The organism is Aureimonas sp. N4, from assembly GCF_001463925.1.
GTDB classification, from domain to species: domain Bacteria; phylum Pseudomonadota; class Alphaproteobacteria; order Rhizobiales; family Rhizobiaceae; genus Aureimonas; species Aureimonas ureilytica_A.
In genome coordinates, this window is the sequence record NZ_BBWS01000042.1 from 136,130 (window position 1) to 154,194 (window position 18,065).

At 60.4% G+C, this 18,065-nt stretch carries 15 protein-coding genes; 7 read left to right on the plus strand and 8 right to left on the minus strand.

Translation table 11 applies throughout. The features are described from left to right. Window positions 1-112: 112 nt before the first annotated feature. Entirely contained in the window at window positions 113-751 is a 639-nt protein-coding gene (locus tag AUL28_RS13235; RefSeq protein ID WP_062220290.1) for a MarC family protein, read from the plus strand. A 58-nt stretch (window positions 752-809) separates the two neighbouring features. Here the strand turns inward: AUL28_RS13235 and ssb are convergent, their stop codons facing one another. Further along, complete coding sequence (gene ssb / locus AUL28_RS13240; protein WP_062220292.1) at window positions 810-1,370, minus strand: single-stranded DNA-binding protein; 561 nt, start codon at window positions 1,368-1,370, stop codon at window positions 810-812. 324 nt (window positions 1,371-1,694) lie between these two features. On the opposite strand from ssb, the gene uvrA reads away from it, so the two are divergent. Then, a complete protein-coding gene (uvrA, locus tag AUL28_RS13245) occupies window positions 1,695-4,571 on the plus strand; it encodes an excinuclease ABC subunit UvrA (protein ID WP_062233512.1) in 2,877 nt (958 codons plus the stop codon). Window position 4,572: 1 nt separating this feature from the next. Here the strand turns inward: uvrA and AUL28_RS13250 are convergent, their stop codons facing one another. After that, a complete protein-coding gene (locus AUL28_RS13250) occupies window positions 4,573-6,075 on the minus strand; it encodes an NAD(P)H-hydrate dehydratase (RefSeq protein WP_082640452.1) in 1,503 nt (500 codons plus the stop codon). A 221-nt stretch (window positions 6,076-6,296) separates the two neighbouring features. On the opposite strand from AUL28_RS13250, the gene AUL28_RS13255 reads away from it, so the two are divergent. Both AUL28_RS13255 and glnA read left to right on the plus strand, forming a co-directional pair. Beyond that, entirely contained in the window at window positions 6,297-6,635 is a 339-nt protein-coding gene (locus AUL28_RS13255; RefSeq protein ID WP_058598327.1) for a P-II family nitrogen regulator, read from the plus strand. Window positions 6,636-6,690: 55 nt separating this feature from the next. Continuing rightward, window positions 6,691-8,100, plus strand: a complete 1,410-nt coding sequence (gene glnA, locus AUL28_RS13260; protein WP_058598326.1) for a type I glutamate--ammonia ligase — start codon at window positions 6,691-6,693, stop codon at window positions 8,098-8,100. Window positions 8,101-8,241: 141 nt separating this feature from the next. Here the strand turns inward: glnA and AUL28_RS13265 are convergent, their stop codons facing one another. Next, on the minus strand, window positions 8,242-8,832 hold the full coding sequence (locus AUL28_RS13265) for an alpha/beta hydrolase (protein WP_156419999.1): 591 nt from the start codon (window positions 8,830-8,832) through the stop codon (window positions 8,242-8,244). Window positions 8,833-9,332: 500 nt separating this feature from the next. On the opposite strand from AUL28_RS13265, the gene parE reads away from it, so the two are divergent. The 3 genes from parE to AUL28_RS13280 all read left to right on the plus strand — a co-directional run bounded on the left by parE (window position 9,333) and on the right by AUL28_RS13280 (window position 13,746). Beyond that, on the plus strand, window positions 9,333-11,375 hold the full coding sequence (gene parE / locus AUL28_RS13270) for a DNA topoisomerase IV subunit B (RefSeq protein ID WP_062233375.1): 2,043 nt from the start codon (window positions 9,333-9,335) through the stop codon (window positions 11,373-11,375). A 317-nt stretch (window positions 11,376-11,692) separates the two neighbouring features. Further along, on the plus strand, window positions 11,693-11,974 hold the full coding sequence (locus AUL28_RS13275; protein ID WP_062233376.1) for a hypothetical protein: 282 nt from the start codon (window positions 11,693-11,695) through the stop codon (window positions 11,972-11,974). A 185-nt stretch (window positions 11,975-12,159) separates the two neighbouring features. Beyond that, entirely contained in the window at window positions 12,160-13,746 is a 1,587-nt protein-coding gene (locus AUL28_RS13280) for a DEAD/DEAH box helicase (RefSeq protein ID WP_156420004.1), read from the plus strand. A gap of 83 nt (window positions 13,747-13,829) precedes the next feature. Here AUL28_RS13280 and sufA read toward each other — a convergent pair whose 3' ends face one another. The 5 genes from sufA to sufC all read right to left on the minus strand — a co-directional run bounded on the left by sufA (window position 13,830) and on the right by sufC (window position 18,020). Next, window positions 13,830-14,201, minus strand: a complete 372-nt coding sequence (gene sufA / locus AUL28_RS13285) for a Fe-S cluster assembly scaffold SufA (protein ID WP_062233378.1) — start codon at window positions 14,199-14,201, stop codon at window positions 13,830-13,832. 68 nt (window positions 14,202-14,269) lie between these two features. Then, window positions 14,270-14,695 carry an SUF system Fe-S cluster assembly protein gene (locus AUL28_RS13290; protein ID WP_082640453.1) on the minus strand — a complete coding sequence of 142 codons (426 nt, stop codon included), beginning with the start codon at window positions 14,693-14,695 and terminating at the stop codon, window positions 14,270-14,272. A gap of 11 nt (window positions 14,696-14,706) precedes the next feature. Beyond that, entirely contained in the window at window positions 14,707-15,960 is a 1,254-nt protein-coding gene (locus tag AUL28_RS13295; protein ID WP_062233379.1) for a cysteine desulfurase, read from the minus strand. A 57-nt stretch (window positions 15,961-16,017) separates the two neighbouring features. Beyond that, complete coding sequence (sufD, locus tag AUL28_RS13300) at window positions 16,018-17,265, minus strand: Fe-S cluster assembly protein SufD (protein WP_062233381.1); 1,248 nt, start codon at window positions 17,263-17,265, stop codon at window positions 16,018-16,020. Further along, on the minus strand, window positions 17,265-18,020 hold the full coding sequence (gene sufC / locus AUL28_RS13305; RefSeq protein WP_062233383.1) for a Fe-S cluster assembly ATPase SufC: 756 nt from the start codon (window positions 18,018-18,020) through the stop codon (window positions 17,265-17,267). Before sufC ends, sufD begins: the two co-directional genes overlap by 1 nt. Window positions 18,021-18,065 lie beyond the last annotated feature (45 nt).

An 18,065-nucleotide genomic window follows, 5' to 3' on the forward strand; every position in this document is an offset into this window, starting at 1 on the left:
GCCGCATTGCGAAGCCATCGAATGTCCCGCAGATCGCAGGATCGGGAGAGGTCGGGTTGCCTCCCGTAGCCGTCTGCTCTTACGAGGGTGTCCTACATCGCAGGGAGACACCATGCTCGAAACGCTTCTGAACGGCTTCGCGACCCTGTTCGTCATCATCGACCCTCTGGGTCTGGCGCCGCTCTTTCTTGGGTTGACGCCGGGCCTTTCGATGGCCGACCGTCGGCGGTTGGCGCTGCGCGCCTGCCTGATCGCTTTCGCCATTCTAGCGATCTTCGCCTTTGCCGGCGTGACCGTCCTTCAAACCCTGGGCGTTTCGCTCGGCGCTTTTCGCGTCGCGGGCGGGCTCTTCCTGTTCTGGATCGCGTTCGAACTCGTTTTCGAGAAGCGCAAGACACGAAAGGAAAAGGACGCCGAAGCGGCTATGACCGAGCATGAAGTCTTCGAGATCGCGGCCGTCCCCCTTGCCATCCCTTTGATGGCGGGGCCTGGTGCAATCTCCGCCGTCATTCTTCTATCCGGCGCTCTGCCGGGGCCGACCGGCCAGATCAGCCTTCTTCTGGTGATCGCGACGGTCATAGCGGCAACTTACGCCACCTTGTCCGTCGCCAATCGTCTCGATCGCTTCATGGGTCAGACTGGGCGCGCCGTCGTTACGCGGCTTCTAGGCGTTCTTCTGGCGGCGCTAGCCGTTCAGTTCGTTGCCGATGGAATCGCTTCGCTCGTTCGAGGAAGCGGTCTCATTGGTTGAAGTCCGTCCTGTCGAAGCGGTTAAGCTTCGACAGGAAATGGGTGAAGTCCGAAGGGAATCAGAACGGGATTTCGTCGTCCATATCGTTGGACGGACGCCCGCCGCCCCCCCCAAAGCCACCGCTTGAACCGCCGGAACTGCCGCCTCGACCGCCGCCGCCGCCGGACCGGCCGCCCGACCCACGATCATATCCACCGCCGGAGCCGCCGCGCTCATATCCGCCACCGCCGCCGCCCTCGAAGGAGCCGCCACCGCCGCCCTCGCCACGTCCGTCGAGCATCTGCAATTCACCGCGGAATCGCTGCAGCACGATTTCCGTCGTATAGCGCTTCTGCCCGGACTGTTGATCGTCCCAGGCGCGGGTCTGCAACTGACCCTCGATATAGACCTTAGCACCCTTCTTCAGATACTGCTCGGCGACCTTCACCAGCCCATCGTTGAAGATGACGACGCTATGCCACTCGGTCCGCTCCTTGCGCTCGCCACTGGCCTTGTCTCGCCATGTTTCTGAGGTCGCGATGCGAAGGTTCGCAACGGCATCGCCGGAGTTCAGCCGCCGAATTTCCGGGTCTGCGCCCAGATTCCCGACGAGGATGACCTTGTTGACGCTGCCCGCCATTCTTCTTCTCCAATACGATGCACGTTTATTCTATCCTTAGAGCCTGAGGTCGATCGCGGCTACCACGCTACCATTCGATCCCCAACTCATACGGTCGATCGTCCATCCCGCGCGAATGCGATTGCAGGACACGACGATCTTATCTAGAACAAATTGCGAACATGCGCCATGACTTGCAAGGCCATGGCAATGGACTTTGATTTCGATCCACCCATGCCGATATGGGCGGAAGGCTTGAATGAAAAGCCGGCGCTCGCATACGCGAACCAAACCGGCCGGTTTTTCATTCAGGCTCTTGAAATTCGAGAGAGTGCGGCGACCCTCATGAAGAACGTTATTTCCATTCGCGGTGCGCGCGAGCACAATCTCAAGAATGTCGATCTCGACATTCCCCGTGACAAGCTCATCGTCATGACCGGCCTGTCCGGTTCGGGAAAATCGTCGCTCGCCTTCGATACGATCTATGCCGAAGGTCAGCGGCGCTATGTCGAAAGCCTGTCGGCTTATGCGCGCCAGTTCCTCGAAATGATGCAGAAGCCCGATGTCGATCAGATCGACGGGCTGTCTCCGGCCATTTCCATCGAGCAAAAGACCACGTCGAAGAACCCGCGCTCGACCGTCGGCACGGTCACGGAAATCTACGACTATCTGCGCCTCTTGTTCGCGCGCATCGGCGTTCCTTATTCGCCCGCGACCGGCCTCCCCATCGAAAGCCAAACCGTCAGCCAGATGGTCGATCGCATTATGGTTTTGGAGGAAGGCACCCGCCTTTATCTTCTGGCGCCGATGGTTCGAGGGCGGAAAGGCGAGTTCAAGAAAGAGCTGGCGGAACTTCAGAAGAAGGGATTTCAGCGCGTCCGCATTGACAGCGAGTTTCACGATATCGCCGACGCGCCTTCGCTCGATAAGAAGTTCAAGCACGATATCGATGTGGTCGTGGATCGCATCGTCGTGCGAGGCGACATCAAGGCGCGCCTTGCGGATTCGCTAGAAACCGCGCTGTCTTTGGCCGAAGGCTTGGCTGTCGCGGAGTTTGCCGATGGCGTCGACGAGAACGGCAAGCCGCGTCAGCTCCTGTTTTCCGAGAAGTTCGCCTGCCCCGTCTCCGGCTTCACCATTCCTGAAATCGAGCCTCGCCTCTTTTCTTTCAATAATCCGTTCGGCGCGTGCCCACGCTGCGACGGCTTGGGCGCACAACAGCAGATTGATCCCAAGCTGATCGTTCCCGACGAGACGCGCACCCTGAAGAACGGTGCCATCTCGCCTTGGGCGAAATCCACGTCACCCTATTATGGCCAGACATTGGAGGCGCTCGGCAGCGAGTACGGCTTCAAGCAGACGGACCGCTGGTCCGCACTGTCGCCCGAGGCGCGCAAAGCCATTTTGTACGGCACCGGCACGCGCAAGATCGAGTTTCTTTATAATGACGGGTTGCGCTCCTATTCCACGACCAAGACCTTCGAAGGAATCATCCCCAATCTCGAACGGCGCTGGAAGGAAACAGACTCCGCCTGGTCGCGGGAAGAGATCGAACGCTTCATGTCCGCAACGCCCTGCCCGGCTTGCGGCGGCGCGCGCCTGAAGCCCGAGGCTCTCGCGGTCAAGATTCATGGTCAGCACATTGCCGAGGTCACGGACCTTTCCATTCGGCTGGCGCGCGACTGGTTCGAAGAACTACCGCAACATCTGACGCAGAAGCAGAACGAAATCGCGGTCCGCATTCTCAAGGAGATTCGCGAGCGCCTGCGCTTTCTCAACGATGTCGGGCTCGAATATCTCACCCTGTCTCGCTCGTCCGGCACGCTCTCGGGGGGCGAATCGCAGCGCATCCGCTTGGCGTCGCAGATTGGCTCCGGGCTGACGGGCGTGCTCTATGTCTTGGACGAGCCGTCCATCGGCCTTCATCAGCGAGACAACGAGCGGCTACTCGGCACGCTCAAGCATCTTCGCGACATCGGCAACACAGTGATCGTCGTCGAGCATGACGAGGACGCGATCCGGCTGGCCGACTATGTCGTGGATATCGGTCCGGCGGCCGGCGTGCATGGCGGACAGGTCATCGCCTCGGGCACCCCCGGAGAGGTCATGGCCAACCCGGCCTCTCTGACAGGCCAATATCTTTCGGGCGAGCGCGGTGTCCCCGTTCCTGCGAAGCGTCGCAAACCCCAGAAGGGGAAAGCGCTGAAAGTGGTGGGGGCGCGCGGCAACAATCTCAAGAACGTCACCGCAGAAGTCCCGATGGGCGTGATGACCTGTGTCACCGGCGTGTCGGGCGGCGGAAAGTCGACATTCCTGATCGAAACGCTCTTCAAAGCGGCGGCACGGCGGATTGCCGGCGCTCGGGAGGTTCCCGCCGACCATGATCGAATCGACGGGCTGGAGCTTCTCGATAAGGTCATCGACATCGACCAATCACCGATCGGTCGCACGCCGCGTTCCAATCCGGCGACCTATACCGGGGCCTTTACACCGATCCGCGATTGGTTTGCCGGCTTACCGGAAGCGAAGGCGCGGGGTTACCAGCCCGGACGCTTTTCCTTCAACGTCAAGGGTGGGCGCTGTGAGGCATGCCAGGGCGATGGCGTCATCAAGATCGAGATGCACTTCCTGCCCGATGTCTATGTGACCTGCGACGTTTGCCACGGCAAACGCTACAATCGCGAAACCTTGGACGTGACATTCAAGGGAAAGTCGATCGCCGACGTTCTCGACATGACGGTGGAGGAAGGCGTCGAGTTCTTTTCAGCCGTACCGGCGGTTCGCGACAAGCTGGCTACGCTGAAGGAAGTTGGCCTTTCCTATATCAAGGTCGGGCAGCAGGCGACGACCTTGTCCGGCGGCGAGGCGCAGCGCGTCAAGCTTGCCAAGGAACTCTCACGCAAGGCCACCGGGCGCACGCTTTATATCTTGGACGAGCCGACCACCGGCCTGCATTTCCACGATGTCGCCAAGCTGCTGGAGGTTCTCCACGAACTGGTGGATCAGGGAAACACGGTCGTGATTATCGAACATAATCTCGAGGTCATCAAAACCGCCGATTGGGTGATCGACATCGGCCCGGAAGGCGGCAGCGGTGGCGGCGAGATCGTCGCCACCGGCACGCCGGAAGACATCGTGAAAGTCGATCGCTCGTGGACAGGCCGCTTTCTCAAGGAGCTTCTGGATCGAAAGCCGACGATCAAGGCCGAAGCGGCGGAGTAGATCAGTGAGCGTTGTCCATCGCGAGCGATACGAGTTCGCGGTGGACGGCCGGCAGGCAATGGGGCAGGTCTTCCGAAATCAGCCCCGGTCCGAAATGCTCGGCGGCCTTTCCATGCATCCACACGGCTAGACACGCCGCTTCGAAGCTCGGCCGCTTCTGCGCCAGTTGCGCTGCCACGATGCCGGCGAGCACATCGCCGGTTCCGGCCGTCGCGAGCCAGGGCGTACCGGTCGCGTTGATAGCAGCTCGCCCATCCGGCGCAGCGATCACCGTGTCAGCTCCCTTGAGGACGACGATGGCGTTGGAGCGCCTGCTCGCGTGACGGGCGCGATCGACCTTCGACAAGCGAAGGTCGGCGGCAAGGTCGGGAAATAAGCGCGCGAACTCGCCATCATGCGGCGTCAGCACGAGTCGGGGCTCGCTGTGCGAACATTGCCGTGCCGCCTCGAATAGCTGCGATGCATGATCGCGAAAGGACGTCAGTCCATCGGCATCCAGAACCAGACGGCGTCCTGCTTTCAGGACCGTCAGTGCCATCGCTTTTGCCCGATCGCCTATGCCGAAGCCCGGCCCGAGCACAAACGCATTCAGACGCTTATCCTCTAGCAACACATCGAGATCGCCGTCTTCGCATCGTTTCAGCATGATTCCGGTAAGATGCTGCGCATTCACGAGAAGAGCCGAGGCGGGCGAAAAGACCGTGACCAAGCCGGCACCACCTCGCAGGGCGGACAGCGCCGCCAAACGCGCCGCCCCCGTCTGACTCATCCCACCCGAAAAGACCACGGCGTGACCCCGGTCGTATTTGTGATGAGCCGTTAGAGGCGTCGCCGCATGGTGGAGCCATAAAGATGGCTCGTTCCCGAAGATAGGCTCGAAAGGTTCTGCCGCCTCTTTCATCGCAGTTTCAGAGAGCCCGATCGGCGCGACGACGATCGTTCCACAGTGACCCCTGCCCGGTAATAAACAATGGCCCGGTTTTCGACGCACGAACGTGACCGTCAAATCGACCTTCGGAGCATAGCCTCGTATCTGTCCGTTTCTACCATCAACACCGCTCGGGATATCGATCGAAACGATAGGGCGACCGGAATCTTCGGCCTTGCGAAGAGCATCCTCCGCATCCCCCTCCACGTCACGAGACAGGCCGGCGCCCCATAGGCCATCCAACACGAGGTCATAACTGCCTCCATGGAAGGCCTGCAGCGGCGCGATCTCGTCATGACCGTTGGCCGTGCCGAACAGGTCCGCCGACCGCTTCTCCTCGCGCAGATACCTAGCCGCGACCAGTGCATCACGCCCATTGTTGCCGGGCCCAACTAGAACAGCCACTCGCTTCGCATCGGGGAAGCGGGACGAGATTTCCGCTGCGACGGCACGACCAGCTTCGTCGATAAGAGACCTCAATGAGATGCCCTCTCGAAGAGCATTCTGGTCCGCTCGTTGCATTTCTCCGGGCGTCCAAAGGCGGCACTGGTCGGGATCGCCATATTGTCTGATCATAATTTATGCATCCTGCACAAAAATTTCACAGTCCCTTGCCTAGAAGGACCACAGTTTCAGCCTGTTTTGCTGTGGCGTCGGTTCGGCCTATTCGCTAGAGAACGCATAAGGCAGGAGTTGCTCCCGTCCAGTGGAGTCGGGTGGCGTAACACTGCCAGTTCAACCGATGCGTTCGCTCTCATCGCTCGATGAGGGACGCGCCTTACGGGAGGGGTGAGACGTTGAAAAAGGTCGAAGCGATCATCAAGCCGTTCAAGCTGGATGAGGTGAAGGAAGCCCTTCAGGACGTCGGCCTCCAAGGTATCACGGTGATCGAGGCCAAGGGCTTCGGACGCCAGAAGGGGCATACGGAGCTCTATCGTGGGGCCGAGTATGTCGTGGATTTTCTCCCCAAGGTGAAGATCGAGATCGTCCTGGCGGACGACGCCGTTGCGGCCGCCGTGGAGGCGATCCGCAAGGCCGCCCAGACCGGCCGCATCGGCGACGGCAAGATTTTCGTGTCCAACATCGAGGAAGCGGTTCGCATCCGCACCGGCGAAGTTGGAACGGACGCCATCTGAAAGCCGCACGGCTTTCCGACCACAGAGTTCAGTCGTTCATTGAGGAAGGACCGGTATGACTTCGGCCAACGACATTCTGAAGCAGATCAAGGACAACGACGTCAAGTTCGTCGACCTGCGCTTCACAGACCCGCGCGGCAAGCTGCAGCACGTCACGATGGACGTGACGATGATCGACGAGGATATCTTTTCCGAAGGCACGATGTTCGACGGCTCCTCGATCGGCGGCTGGAAGGCCATCAACGAGTCCGACATGATCCTGATGCCGGACCCCGAGACCGCGCATATGGACCCGTTCTTCGCGCAGTCCACGATGGTCATCATCTGCGACATTCTCGATCCGGTTTCGGGCGAGAGCTATAACCGCGACCCGCGCTCGATCGCGAAGAAGGCAGAAGCCTATTTGGCGCAGTCGGGCATCGGCGACACCGCCTATTTCGGGCCGGAAGCCGAGTTCTTCATCTTCGACGACGTTCGCTACAAGGCCGATCCGTACAACACGGGTTTCAAGCTCGACTCGACGGAACTGCCCTCCAACGACGACAGCGAATATGAGACGGGCAATCTGGGCCACCGTCCGCGCGTGAAGGGCGGCTACTTCCCGGTTCCGCCGATCGACAGCTGCCAGGACATGCGCTCCGAAATGCTGACCGTCATGGCCGAGATGGGCGTGAAGGTCGAGAAGCACCACCACGAAGTGGCGGCCGCTCAGCATGAGCTCGGCGTCAAGTTCGACACGCTCGTGAAGAACGCCGACAACATGCAGATCTACAAGTACGTGACCCACCAGGTCGCGAACGCCTATGGTAAGACTGCGACCTTCATGCCGAAGCCGATCTTCGGCGACAACGGCTCGGGCATGCACGTGCACCAGTCGATCTGGAAGGGCGGCAAGCCGACCTTCGCCGGCAACGAGTATGCGGGTCTTTCCGAGAACGCGCTGTACTACATCGGCGGCATCATCAAGCACGCCAAGGCGATCAACGCCTTCACCAACCCGTCGACCAACTCGTTCAAGCGTCTGGTTCCGGGTTACGAAGCGCCGGTTCTGCTCGCCTACTCCGCGCGCAACCGTTCGGCCTCCTGTCGTATTCCGATCGGCCAGTCGCCGAAGGCCAAGCGCGTGGAAGTTCGCTTCCCCGATCCGACGGCCAATCCGTACCTCGCCTTCGCGGCGATGCTGATGGCCGGCCTCGACGGCATCAAGAACAAGATCCATCCGGGCGCCGCCATGGACAAGGATCTTTACGACCTGCCGCCCGAAGAGCTGAAGCAGATCCCGACGGTGTGCCGTTCGCTGCGCGAAGCTCTCGAGTCGCTCGACGCCGATCGCGACTTCCTGAAGGCCGGCGGCGTGTTCGATGACGATCAGATCGATGCCTTCATCGAGCTGAAGATGACCGAAGTGCTGCGTTTCGAAATGACGCCGCACCCGGTTGAGTTCGACATGTACTACTCGATCTGATCCTTCGCGATCAGACAGGAAAAGGGCTCCTTTCGGAGCCCTTTTTCGTTTGGGCTGTGCGAAACGAGACGGTCTGAGAATTCGAGATATCCATCACAACTCGCTCGTTCGCCGCGCCTATCTCAGCCAGCGCGCAGGGTGTCAGCGCTTCAGAATCCAGTTCAACGTGTCGCGCCAATCGATCATGCGGATCGGCGTTCCGTGATTTCCATCATCGAAAAGCACCATGCGGATGGGATACGATGGATAGCGCTTACGAACCTGATCGAACCAAACCTTCTGACGCATCCAAGAATAGACTTTGTCTCTCGTTCCGTGCGCGAGCAGAAGCGGGATCGGTTCGCCAGAGGCCTTTCTCATCCGCTCGAACCGCGCTTCGTCGCCGTTCGACCCGAGATAGACCAGCCCCGCGACCATAGGCGCGAGCGTCTTGTCCGCCATCAGGTTCCAGCACAATTCTCCTCCCATCGAACCGCAAGCCAGAACGATCTTCGTCTCGGGCGCGGTCAAGCGGATATGTCGGATCAGAGCTGCAACGCGCGCGGCGTCGGCTTCACCCAGCCCACCGCCATCGAACGTGACGTAAGCGCCGCCCGCGCGAACCATCAAGTTTTTCAGTCGGTTAAAATTTCCACCGAATGTCCAGTCATTCATTCCAAGACGTCGATCACCATTGCGGCCATGAACGAAGACAACCACCGCTTCGGCCCGGCTGATCTGGCCGACGCGCATCCAGCGCAGCGGGCCTGCGGGCGTTGGCAAGGTCTCGTCCGCGAAGAGATTTTTCGGCAGGAGTTCGACATAAGGCGATCGAACACGGCGCTCCGGGATCTCGTCCCTTTGGTCGATATCGCGCGCCTCCGAATACGGAACGTCCAACACGGTGCCGTCCCTGGAGGCGCCGCTAGGCTGTGGGTAGTCGAAGAGTGGGTCCTTGAACGATGAGATATCGATCAGCGGCGCGGCCGAGGCCTTGGTTGCCCCCAAGGGACAAGCGATTGCTGCGAGAATGGCCGATAAATGCAAGCCCTTCCGAAGCGTATGCCAAAGGTCCTTCACGTCATGTCTCCTGTCAGCGTTCGACAACCGACGCACTTTTGTCCATAAAGCCCTCTGTCGGCGCTTGTGAACCCAGGCGTGAGAACACTTGAAGAACATCGCACAAATCGATACTTCCCTTTGATGCTACCGCCAGAGACTTCAACCCTGACACAGAGAGGGGCCGATCACCCATGAGCGAGGATTTGTTCGCCGGATCGGCCGCAAAGGCAAGCACTGCGGGGCGTGTCTCGTCGCGGAGCGCGAAGCCCGAGCCTGTTGCGCCCGTATCGCATCCGCAGCCTACGCAGGACTATACAGCCGCAGACATCGAGGTTCTGGAGGGGCTGGAGCCTGTCCGTCGGCGGCCAGGCATGTATATCGGTGGCACCGACGAAAAGGCGCTGCATCATCTCTTCGCCGAGGTGATCGACAATTCCATGGACGAAGCGGTCGCAGGCCATGCGAGCGTGATCGACGTCTCGCTCGACGCGGATGGCTTTCTTACGGTCGCCGACAATGGCCGCGGCATCCCGGTCGATCCCCATCCCAAGTATCGGGACAAATCGGCGCTGGAAGTGATCATGACGACGCTTCACGCGGGCGGGAAGTTCGACTCGAAAGTGTATGAAACATCCGGCGGGCTTCATGGCGTTGGCGTCTCGGTCGTAAACGCCTTGTCCGACGTGTTGGATGTCGAGATCGCACGCAATCGAAAGCTCTATCGCCAGAGCTACTCTCGCGGTCATGCCGTGACCGACCTTCAGGAGATCGGCGACGTTCAGAATCGGCGTGGAACGAAGGTTCGATTCCATCCAGACCCTGCCATCTTCGGCGAGAGCGCGCGCTTCGATTCGGCGCGGCTGTTCGGGATGGCGCGCTCAAAGGCCTATCTCTTCGGCGGCGTCGAAATTCGCTGGAGCTGCGACGCCTCTCTTCTCGGCGAGAGTAGCAAGACGCCGGCCAAGGCCGTCTTTCACTTCCCCGGCGGCCTCAAGGATTATCTCGACGCCTCACTGGAAGGCGAGCAGCGGATCACCAACCAGATATTCTCGGGACGAACCGAGCGGGCGTCCGGTCACGGCGCCGTAGAATGGGCGGTGTGCTGGACTGCAGGGGACGGAACGGTCCGATCCTATTGCAACACGATCCCGACGCCTGAAGGCGGTACGCATGAAACCGGCCTGCGCAACGTTCTGCTGCGCGGCCTGAAGGCCTTCGCCGAACTGTCCGGCAACAAGCGCGCGGCCGCGATTACAGCGGACGACGTCATGATCACAGCGTCGGCCATGCTCTCGGTCTTCATCCGCGAGCCGGAATTCGTCGGGCAAACCAAGGATCGCTTGGCCACGGCCGAGGCTCAGCGCATCGTCGAAAGCACGTTGCGAGACTCATTCGACATCTGGCTCGCATCCTCGCCACAAGATGCGGCCCGGTTGATCGATTGGGTCGTGGAACGGGCCGACGAACGTTTGCGGCGCAAGCAGGAAAAGGAAGTCAGTCGCAAGACCGCGACACGCAAGCTCAGGCTGCCGGGCAAGCTGGCGGACTGTTCGCAGTCGGGCGCGGCCAACGCCGAGATCTTCATCGTCGAGGGCGACTCGGCCGGTGGCTCCGCCAAGCAAGCGCGCGACCGGGCAAGGCAGGCGGTTCTGCCTCTGCGCGGAAAAATCCTGAACGTCGCGTCGGCGGGTCGGGAGAAGCTCGGCGCCAATCAGCAGCTGGCGGATCTGATCCAGGCGTTGGGGTGCGGAACGCGCACCAAGTATCGCGAAGCGGATCTGCGCTATGAACGCGTTATCATCATGACCGACGCTGACGTCGATGGTGCTCATATCGCCTCTCTTCTGATCACCTTCTTCTTCCAGGAGATGCCCGAGCTGATCCAAGAGGGGCACCTTTTTCTCGCCGTCCCGCCGCTCTACAAGCTCAGCCAGGGCGGTAAAACGATCTACGCGCGCGACGACCGAGACAGGGAGCGCATCGTCTCGAAAGAGTTCAAGGGCAAAGGCAAGGTGGAAGTCAGCCGATTCAAAGGCCTTGGCGAGATGCTGCCGTCACAGTTGAAAGAAACCACGATGGACCCCAAGCGCAGAACGCTCCTGCGCGTCGAAGCTGATCCGGCGCCCGAGGCGGGAACGGCTGGCGTCGTCGATGCGCTGATGGGCAACAAGCCAGAGGCTCGCTTTCGATTCATTCAAGAGCGCGCCGCGTTTGCAAACGATCTCGATATCTAGAGAAGGCTGATATGATGCGTAGAACCCAGAGCCTCCTCCCGTCAGTCGCCTTGGCCTTGCTTCTGGCTTCGTTGGGTGGCGTTGCATGGGCTCAGGCTCCCGCGTTGCCCGAAGCGCCCCCTCCCGCCGCTGGCGCTCCGACGGCGCCTAAGAGCGACGGTCAACCGGACGCGAAAGCCCCTGCCCCGACCGAAAGCCAAGCCGGATCCGATATCAAGGCTCTGGCTGCCATCTCGGCTCTCGACCCTATGATCGGGGACGTGCAACTCGTCGGTCCTTGGACGGATGGTGAACGACATGGGGTCTGGAGGACCGTGATGACCCAGCCTGCCAAGGAAGAAGGCGGCAATAGGTTCTTCGTCCAGCAGATCGAACAGTCCGCCGAGGGCTCGCGAGTGTCCTCGTCCGTGGAGATCACCGAGATCGCGGGTGTGAAAGGCGCCGTAGTCGGGTACCGCGCCGATCCGCCGGCTGAAGGTCAGGAAAGCAACCTGACGCTGTTCTTCGACATTCTGCCACTCGATGGAGAAGTCACCGATACGTATGAGCTCTTCATCGCGCCCAATACACCTTACCGCTTCGGCCCCGCCTCGAACTGAGAACAAACTGAGCGGCAGGCTCCAGCAACCGTGGAAGATTGGTCGTCAAGCTGCCAGGTCCGTTCTGTTCGCCGGTTGAGGTAGATCCGTCCGCTGTCCACAAGCAACAACGGCCCTTCGCTTGACAACTTGGCCGCTCGCGCCTATGGCGCAAGGAACCGATGCGTGGGGATCTGGCCTCGGCTATGTCCTCGCCAAGAGAAAGACATAGCGACCTCATGCACTTCTCAGAACTAGGCTTGAGCGCGAAAGTTCTTTCCGCTGTCGAGGCGGCAGGCTACTCGCAGCCAACTCCTATTCAGGCAGAGGCTATTCCTCACGCGCTCGCTCGACGCGACGTGCTGGGAATCGCGCAGACCGGGACCGGAAAGACCGCGTCATTCGTGCTTCCCATGCTCACGCTGCTGGAGCAGGGTCGTGCGCGCGCTCGAATGCCCCGCACGGTGATTGTCGAGCCGACACGCGAACTGGCAGCGCAGGTCGAAGAGTCCTTCGTCAAATACGGCGCCAATCAACGCTTGAGCGTCGCTCTCTTGATCGGCGGCGTGTCTTTCGAGGATCAAAACAAGAAACTCGAACGGGGTGTCGATGTTCTGATCGCGACGCCCGGTCGCCTTCTCGACCATTTCGAACGCGGCCGATTGCTGATGACCGGCGTCGAGATCCTTGTCATCGACGAAGCCGATCGTATGCTCGACATGGGCTTCATCCCGGACATCGAGCGCATCTGCAAGCTCATCCCCTTCACCCGGCAAACGCTGTTTTTCTCGGCCACCATGCCGCCCGAAATCACGCGCTTGACCGATCAGTTCCTCCAGAACCCGGTTCGCGTGGAAGTAGCCAAGCCCGCGTCGACGGCGAACACGATCGAGCAGCGTCTGGTTGCGACCCGAAAGGAAGATTACGCCAAGCGCGAGGCGTTGCGCCAGATCATCCGCAGCCAAGGCGAGGAGCTGACCAACGCCATCATCTTCTGCAACCGGAAACGCGATGTCTCCTTGTTGTTCCGGTCGATGGAGAAGCATGGCTTCTCCGTTGGCGCCCTGCATGGCGATATGGATCAAAGATCGCGCATGATGACGCTGCAGGCGTTTCGCGACGGAAAGATCACCTTCCTCGTCGCCTCGGACGTGGCGGCGCGAGGTCTCGACATTCCCATGGTGAGCCACGTCTTCAACTTCGACGTCCCCATCCATGCTGAAGACTATGTCCATCGAATCGGCCGGACCGGCCGCGCCGGACGATCCGGCAAGGCCTTCACGCTGGTTTCGAAGCCGGATCAGAAATATCTCGATGCGATCCTTTCCATGACGGCGCAATCGATCGAATGGCTGGATGGCGATATCGCGTCACTGCCCGCACCATCGGCTGGCGAAGAAGACGGCGAGCGCTCGGAGCGTCGCGCCAGCAAACGTGGCGCCGGCGAGTCTCGGGCAAAATCCGGTCGTAGTCGCGGCCGCAGCCGATCCACGCGAGATGTTGAGACGACGGAAGCTTTGATCGAACAACCGGACTTCGATATCGAGAGGGCGGCCGAACGTTCACTGGAGAGTTCGGAGACCAATATGGACGTGATCGCTGATGAAAGATTGTCGTCGCGGCGCGACAGGGACCGCACGCCTCGCGATAGCAGCCGTCGCACATTTGGTTCGTCTCAGGGCAGTGATCGTCGTGGCGGAGGACGCGCATCGAACGCGGACGAGCCGACGCCAGTCGGCTTCGGGGACGATATTCCTGCCTTCATGTTGATCCGCACGAGCGCAAGCGCCTGAAAAGGCGCAAGCGGTCCTACATCAAATGTGAAACGCAGCGCCCCGTAAGGAGCGCTGCGTTTTTTATTTCAAATCGACAGAAGTTAAGCGGACTGAAGACGCGCCGCGTCAGCGGGCTTCAGTTCGACAGACTCGCCGCAACCGCAGGCCGAGGTTTGATTGGGGTTGTTGAACACAAAGCCGGAACGAAGAATTGTTTCTTCGTAGTCCATGCGTGTGCCCAGCAAAAAGAGCACGGCCTCGGGGGCCACGAAGACTTTCGCTCCGTCCTGTTCCACCACGTCTTCGCCCGGCTTGGCGGCATCTGCCAAAGCGATCGTGTATTCCATACCGGCACAGCCGCCCTTCTTCACCCCGACACGAATGCCCTCGGCCGGCGAGGATGAAGTACTCACCAGCGCGCGAACCCGTTCTGCGGCTGCGGGACTCAGGGTCATGATGGAAAAGCGCGCCATGTGAGATTCCTTGTCGTTCTCATTTGATGGCGAAGGGTCGTATCGCCCTTCGCCATTTCAGGCTTTCGTCAGTACCAACCGACCGCCACCTGCGCCTCTTCGCTCATCCGCTCCGGCGTCCACGGCGGATCGAAAACCAACTCGACCTTCACCGCCTGAATTCCCTCAACGCTCCCAACAGCGTTTTCCACCCAGCCCGGCATTTCCCCCGCAACCGGGCATCCGGGAGCGGTCAAGGTCATGTCGATCGCGACATTGCGATCGTCATCGATGTCAATCTTGTAGATCAGGCCCAACTCGTAAATGTCGGCCGGGATCTCAGGGTCGTAGACGGTCTTGAGCGAAGAGATAATATCGTCGGTCAGACGCGACAACTCGTCGGCCGGGATTGAAGACGTTGAGGCAGGATCGGCCAAGCTCCGATTAGCCTCCGCGCGGTCAACCTGGACCGCCTGCTCGCCAGCGTCTGCCGCTGTTTGAGGATTGTTTTCCATCATCCGATTTCTCAGGCGAAAAACCGCCGAGCCTTTTCTAGAGCTTCTGCCAGACTATCGACTTCGGCGCGCGTATTATAGAGCGCGAAGGAAGCCCGGCATGTCGAAGTCGCACCAAACCGCTTGAGAAGCGGTTGCGCGCAGTGCGTTCCCGCTCGAACGGCCACGCCCTCGCGGTCGATCAGCATGGCCACATCATGAGAGTGAATGCCTTCGAGGTCGAAGGAAATGATGCCGCCCTTGCCCGGCGCATTCCCATAAATTCGAAGCGAATTGATCGCGCTGAGCCGATCCGTCGCGTAGGAGAGAAGGTCGTGCTCATGCGCGCTGATGCGATCTCGACCGATCGACATCATATAGTTCAAGGATGCCGCCAGACCTATCGCTTGAACGATCGGCGGTGTGCCGGCTTCGAAGCGATGAGGAGGCGCGTTGTAGGTGACATTGTCCTCCGTCACCTCGATGATCATTTCGCCGCCGCCATTGAACGGGCGCATCGCATCCAATCGCTCGCCACGACCGTACAGAACACCGATGCCGGTGGGTCCGTAGACCTTATGACCGGTGAAGATATAAAAATCGCAGCCGATGTCCTGAACATCGACGCTCAGATGCACAGCACCTTGGCTGCCATCCACCAGAACCGGGATACGATGTGCCTGTGCCAGTGCACAGACGTCCTTGACCGGCGTCACCGTCCCCAGGACGTTCGACATATGAGTTATGGCGACGAGCTTCGTACGCGGCCCGATCGCCTTCTCGAACTCATCCATCGAGATGGAGCCGTCGTCGCCGACCGGTACGAACACGAGCTTGGCGCCCCGACGCTCTCGCAGGAAGTGCCACGGAACGAGATTGGAGTGATGCTCCATGATCGTCAGGACGATCTCATCGCCCTCGCCGATTTCCTGCTCGAACCCGTAGGACACGAGGTTGATGGCTTCGGTCGCCGACCGCGTGAAGATGATCTCATCGACCGACGAGGCGTTCAGGAAATGACGGACGGTCTCGCGCGAGGCTTCGAACGCCTCCGTTGCGGCGTTCGAGAGAAAATGAAGGCCGCGATGCACGTTCGCGTACTCTTCGCTATAGGCGCGATGAACAGCTTCGAGCATCGCAGTCGGTTTTTGAGCCGACGCACCGTTGTCGAGATAGACGAGAGGTTTGCCGTAGACGGTCCGTGACAGGATAGGAAAGTCGCGTCTGATCGCTTCGACGTCGTAGGGCCGCTGGTCGAGGTCCTGGGAGTTGAACGGGGCGTTCATCGCTGCCGATCCTTCCTGAGACGAGTTCGCTCCGAAACGCTCGGAGCGAAGGTCTGATTACGAATGCCTGCTATCGAGCCAAGCGTCGATCCGCGTTTCCAACGCCTCGACGATCGTCTCGTCTTCGAGCTCTTCCACCACTTCTCCGACGAAAGCCTTTACCAGAAGCGATCGGGCGCGGGCCTGGGGAATACCTCGGCTCATGAGATAGAAGAGATGATCGGCATTGATCTCGCCCGCCGTCGCGCCGTGGCCGCACTGCACGTCGTCCGCGAAGATCTCCAACTCCGGCTTGGCCGAAAAGTCGCCATCGTCGGACAGAAGCAGCGTGTTGCAGGCCAACCGGGCGTCGGTCTTCTGCGCGCCTTTGGCGACACGGATCATCCCTTGGAACACGCCATGACCGCCCAACACCACGTTCCGGAAAATTTCCGTCGAGGTCGTGTGCGCGACATTGTGGTTCAAGGTGGTCGTCACGTCGATATGCTGGCCTTCATCCAGCAAGTTCACACCGCGGATCTTGATGTCGGCGCCCTCGCCTTCCGTCACCGCATGGACTTCCTGACGCACAACCGCGCCGCCCGCGTTCAGAACGAACAGCCGCAGCTTGGCATCGGCCCGAAGCGTGACGTTGAGCTGGCCCAAATGGCTCTCGTCGCTGCCCTTTTCCTGAGCGATGATCCAGAGAACGTCCGCGCCATCGCCGATATCGAGCGTATAGACCGCCGTCGACACGGCACCGGCCGAGGCGGGAGGCGCGCGCTCAACGAAGGTCGCGGACGAGCCAGCACCCGCCACGACGTTGGCATAGCTCTGCCCACCCGTGGAGTTCGACTCAGGGCGCAGTTCGACAGGCGTCGCGAGAACGAGGCCCGACGCGACCTCGATGTCGACGCCCTTGGCTTCCATCGCCTCGTTCAGAACACGGATCGTATCGATGCCGCGATCGAGATGGTTGACCGTCTTGTTCCAAGGTGCAATGCGCTTGCCTTCGGAAACCTTCAACCCGGATGCCACGTCGTTTCCGGCCGCGGGACGATCGAGTTCCACGACCAGCGAATGCGGCAGAAGAGGCGTGAGGTAGGACGGCTGAGCTGGCTTCTGCTCTCCATCCTGAACATTCACGCGGCCGAGCAAAGCGCGCAGATCAGTATAGTGCCAAGCTTCCACACGGCGGCTCGGAAGACCTTCCTTGCGCAAAACCTCCAGAGCTTCCCGCGAGGTCTCGTTGGACAGTCGCGTTTCGGCCCGGTCGATCAAAGTGAGTTCAGCCGCCGTGCGCGGCTGCGTCTTGCTGAGAGACATCAGGCCGCCTCGCCGATGATCTGCGCGTAACCTTCGTTCTCGAGCTGAAGCGCAAGGTTCTTGTCACCGGACTTGATGATGCGTCCCTTGTAGAGAACATGCACCTTGTCGGGCACGATATAGTCCAGCAGGCGCTGATAATGGGTGATGACGAGGAAGGAGCGATCTGCGCCGCGCAACGCATTGACGCCGTCCGCTACGATTTTCAGCGCGTCGATATCGAGGCCGGAATCGGTCTCGTCGAGGACGCAGAGATGCGGTTGAAGGAGCGCCATCTGGAGGATTTCGGCCCGCTTCTTCTCGCCGCCGGAGAAGCCCACATTCAAAGGACGCTTGAGCATATCCATGTCGATCTTCAATTCAGCGGCCGACTCCTTCACCCGGCGCAGGAAGTCCGGCGTCGTCAACTCGCTTTCGCCCCGCGCCTTGCGCTGAGAGTTCAACGCCGTCTTAAGGAAGGTCATGGTGGCGACACCGGGGATTTCCAGCGGATACTGGAAGGCAAGGAACACGCCGGATGCGGCACGCTCGGCCGCATCCATCTCCAGGATCGACTCGCCATTATAGAGGATATCGCCCTCGGTAACTTCGTAGTCCTCCCGGCCCGCGATGATGTAGGAGAGCGTCGATTTACCCGAACCGTTCGGTCCCATAATCGCAGCGACTTCGCCCGACTCGACGGTGAGGTCGAGCCCACGAAGGATTTCGGTTCCGGTCTCGGCGACCCGAGCATGAAGGTTCTTGATTTCCAGCATCGTCGTTCTTCTGATAGGTGGTAAGGAGCCGCGCAGCGCGCAGCG

What these genes read in the sequence shown, in the direction of transcription:
- AUL28_RS13235 (WP_062220290.1), top strand. Translation starts at nt 113, where the DNA reads ATGCTCGAAACGCTTCTGAACGGCTTCGCGACCCTGTTCGTCATCATC.
- ssb (WP_062220292.1), bottom strand. Translation starts at nt 1,370, where the DNA reads ATGGCGGGCAGCGTCAACAAGGTCATCCTCGTCGGGAATCTGGGCGCA.
- uvrA (WP_062233512.1), top strand. Translation starts at nt 1,695, where the DNA reads ATGAAGAACGTTATTTCCATTCGCGGTGCGCGCGAGCACAATCTCAAG.
- AUL28_RS13250 (WP_082640452.1), bottom strand. Translation starts at nt 6,075, where the DNA reads ATGATCAGACAATATGGCGATCCCGACCAGTGCCGCCTTTGGACGCCC.
- glnA (WP_058598326.1), top strand. Translation starts at nt 6,691, where the DNA reads ATGACTTCGGCCAACGACATTCTGAAGCAGATCAAGGACAACGACGTC.
- AUL28_RS13265 (WP_156419999.1), bottom strand. Translation starts at nt 8,832, where the DNA reads ATGCGCGTCGGCCAGATCAGCCGGGCCGAAGCGGTGGTTGTCTTCGTT.
- parE (WP_062233375.1), top strand. Translation starts at nt 9,333, where the DNA reads ATGAGCGAGGATTTGTTCGCCGGATCGGCCGCAAAGGCAAGCACTGCG.
- AUL28_RS13275 (WP_062233376.1), top strand. Translation starts at nt 11,693, where the DNA reads ATGACCCAGCCTGCCAAGGAAGAAGGCGGCAATAGGTTCTTCGTCCAG.
- AUL28_RS13280 (WP_156420004.1), top strand. Translation starts at nt 12,160, where the DNA reads ATGTCCTCGCCAAGAGAAAGACATAGCGACCTCATGCACTTCTCAGAA.
- sufA (WP_062233378.1), bottom strand. Translation starts at nt 14,201, where the DNA reads ATGGCGCGCTTTTCCATCATGACCCTGAGTCCCGCAGCCGCAGAACGG.
- AUL28_RS13290 (WP_082640453.1), bottom strand. Translation starts at nt 14,695, where the DNA reads ATGGAAAACAATCCTCAAACAGCGGCAGACGCTGGCGAGCAGGCGGTC.
- AUL28_RS13295 (WP_062233379.1), bottom strand. Translation starts at nt 15,960, where the DNA reads ATGAACGCCCCGTTCAACTCCCAGGACCTCGACCAGCGGCCCTACGAC.
- sufD (WP_062233381.1), bottom strand. Translation starts at nt 17,265, where the DNA reads ATGTCTCTCAGCAAGACGCAGCCGCGCACGGCGGCTGAACTCACTTTG.
- sufC (WP_062233383.1), bottom strand. Translation starts at nt 18,020, where the DNA reads ATGCTGGAAATCAAGAACCTTCATGCTCGGGTCGCCGAGACCGGAACC.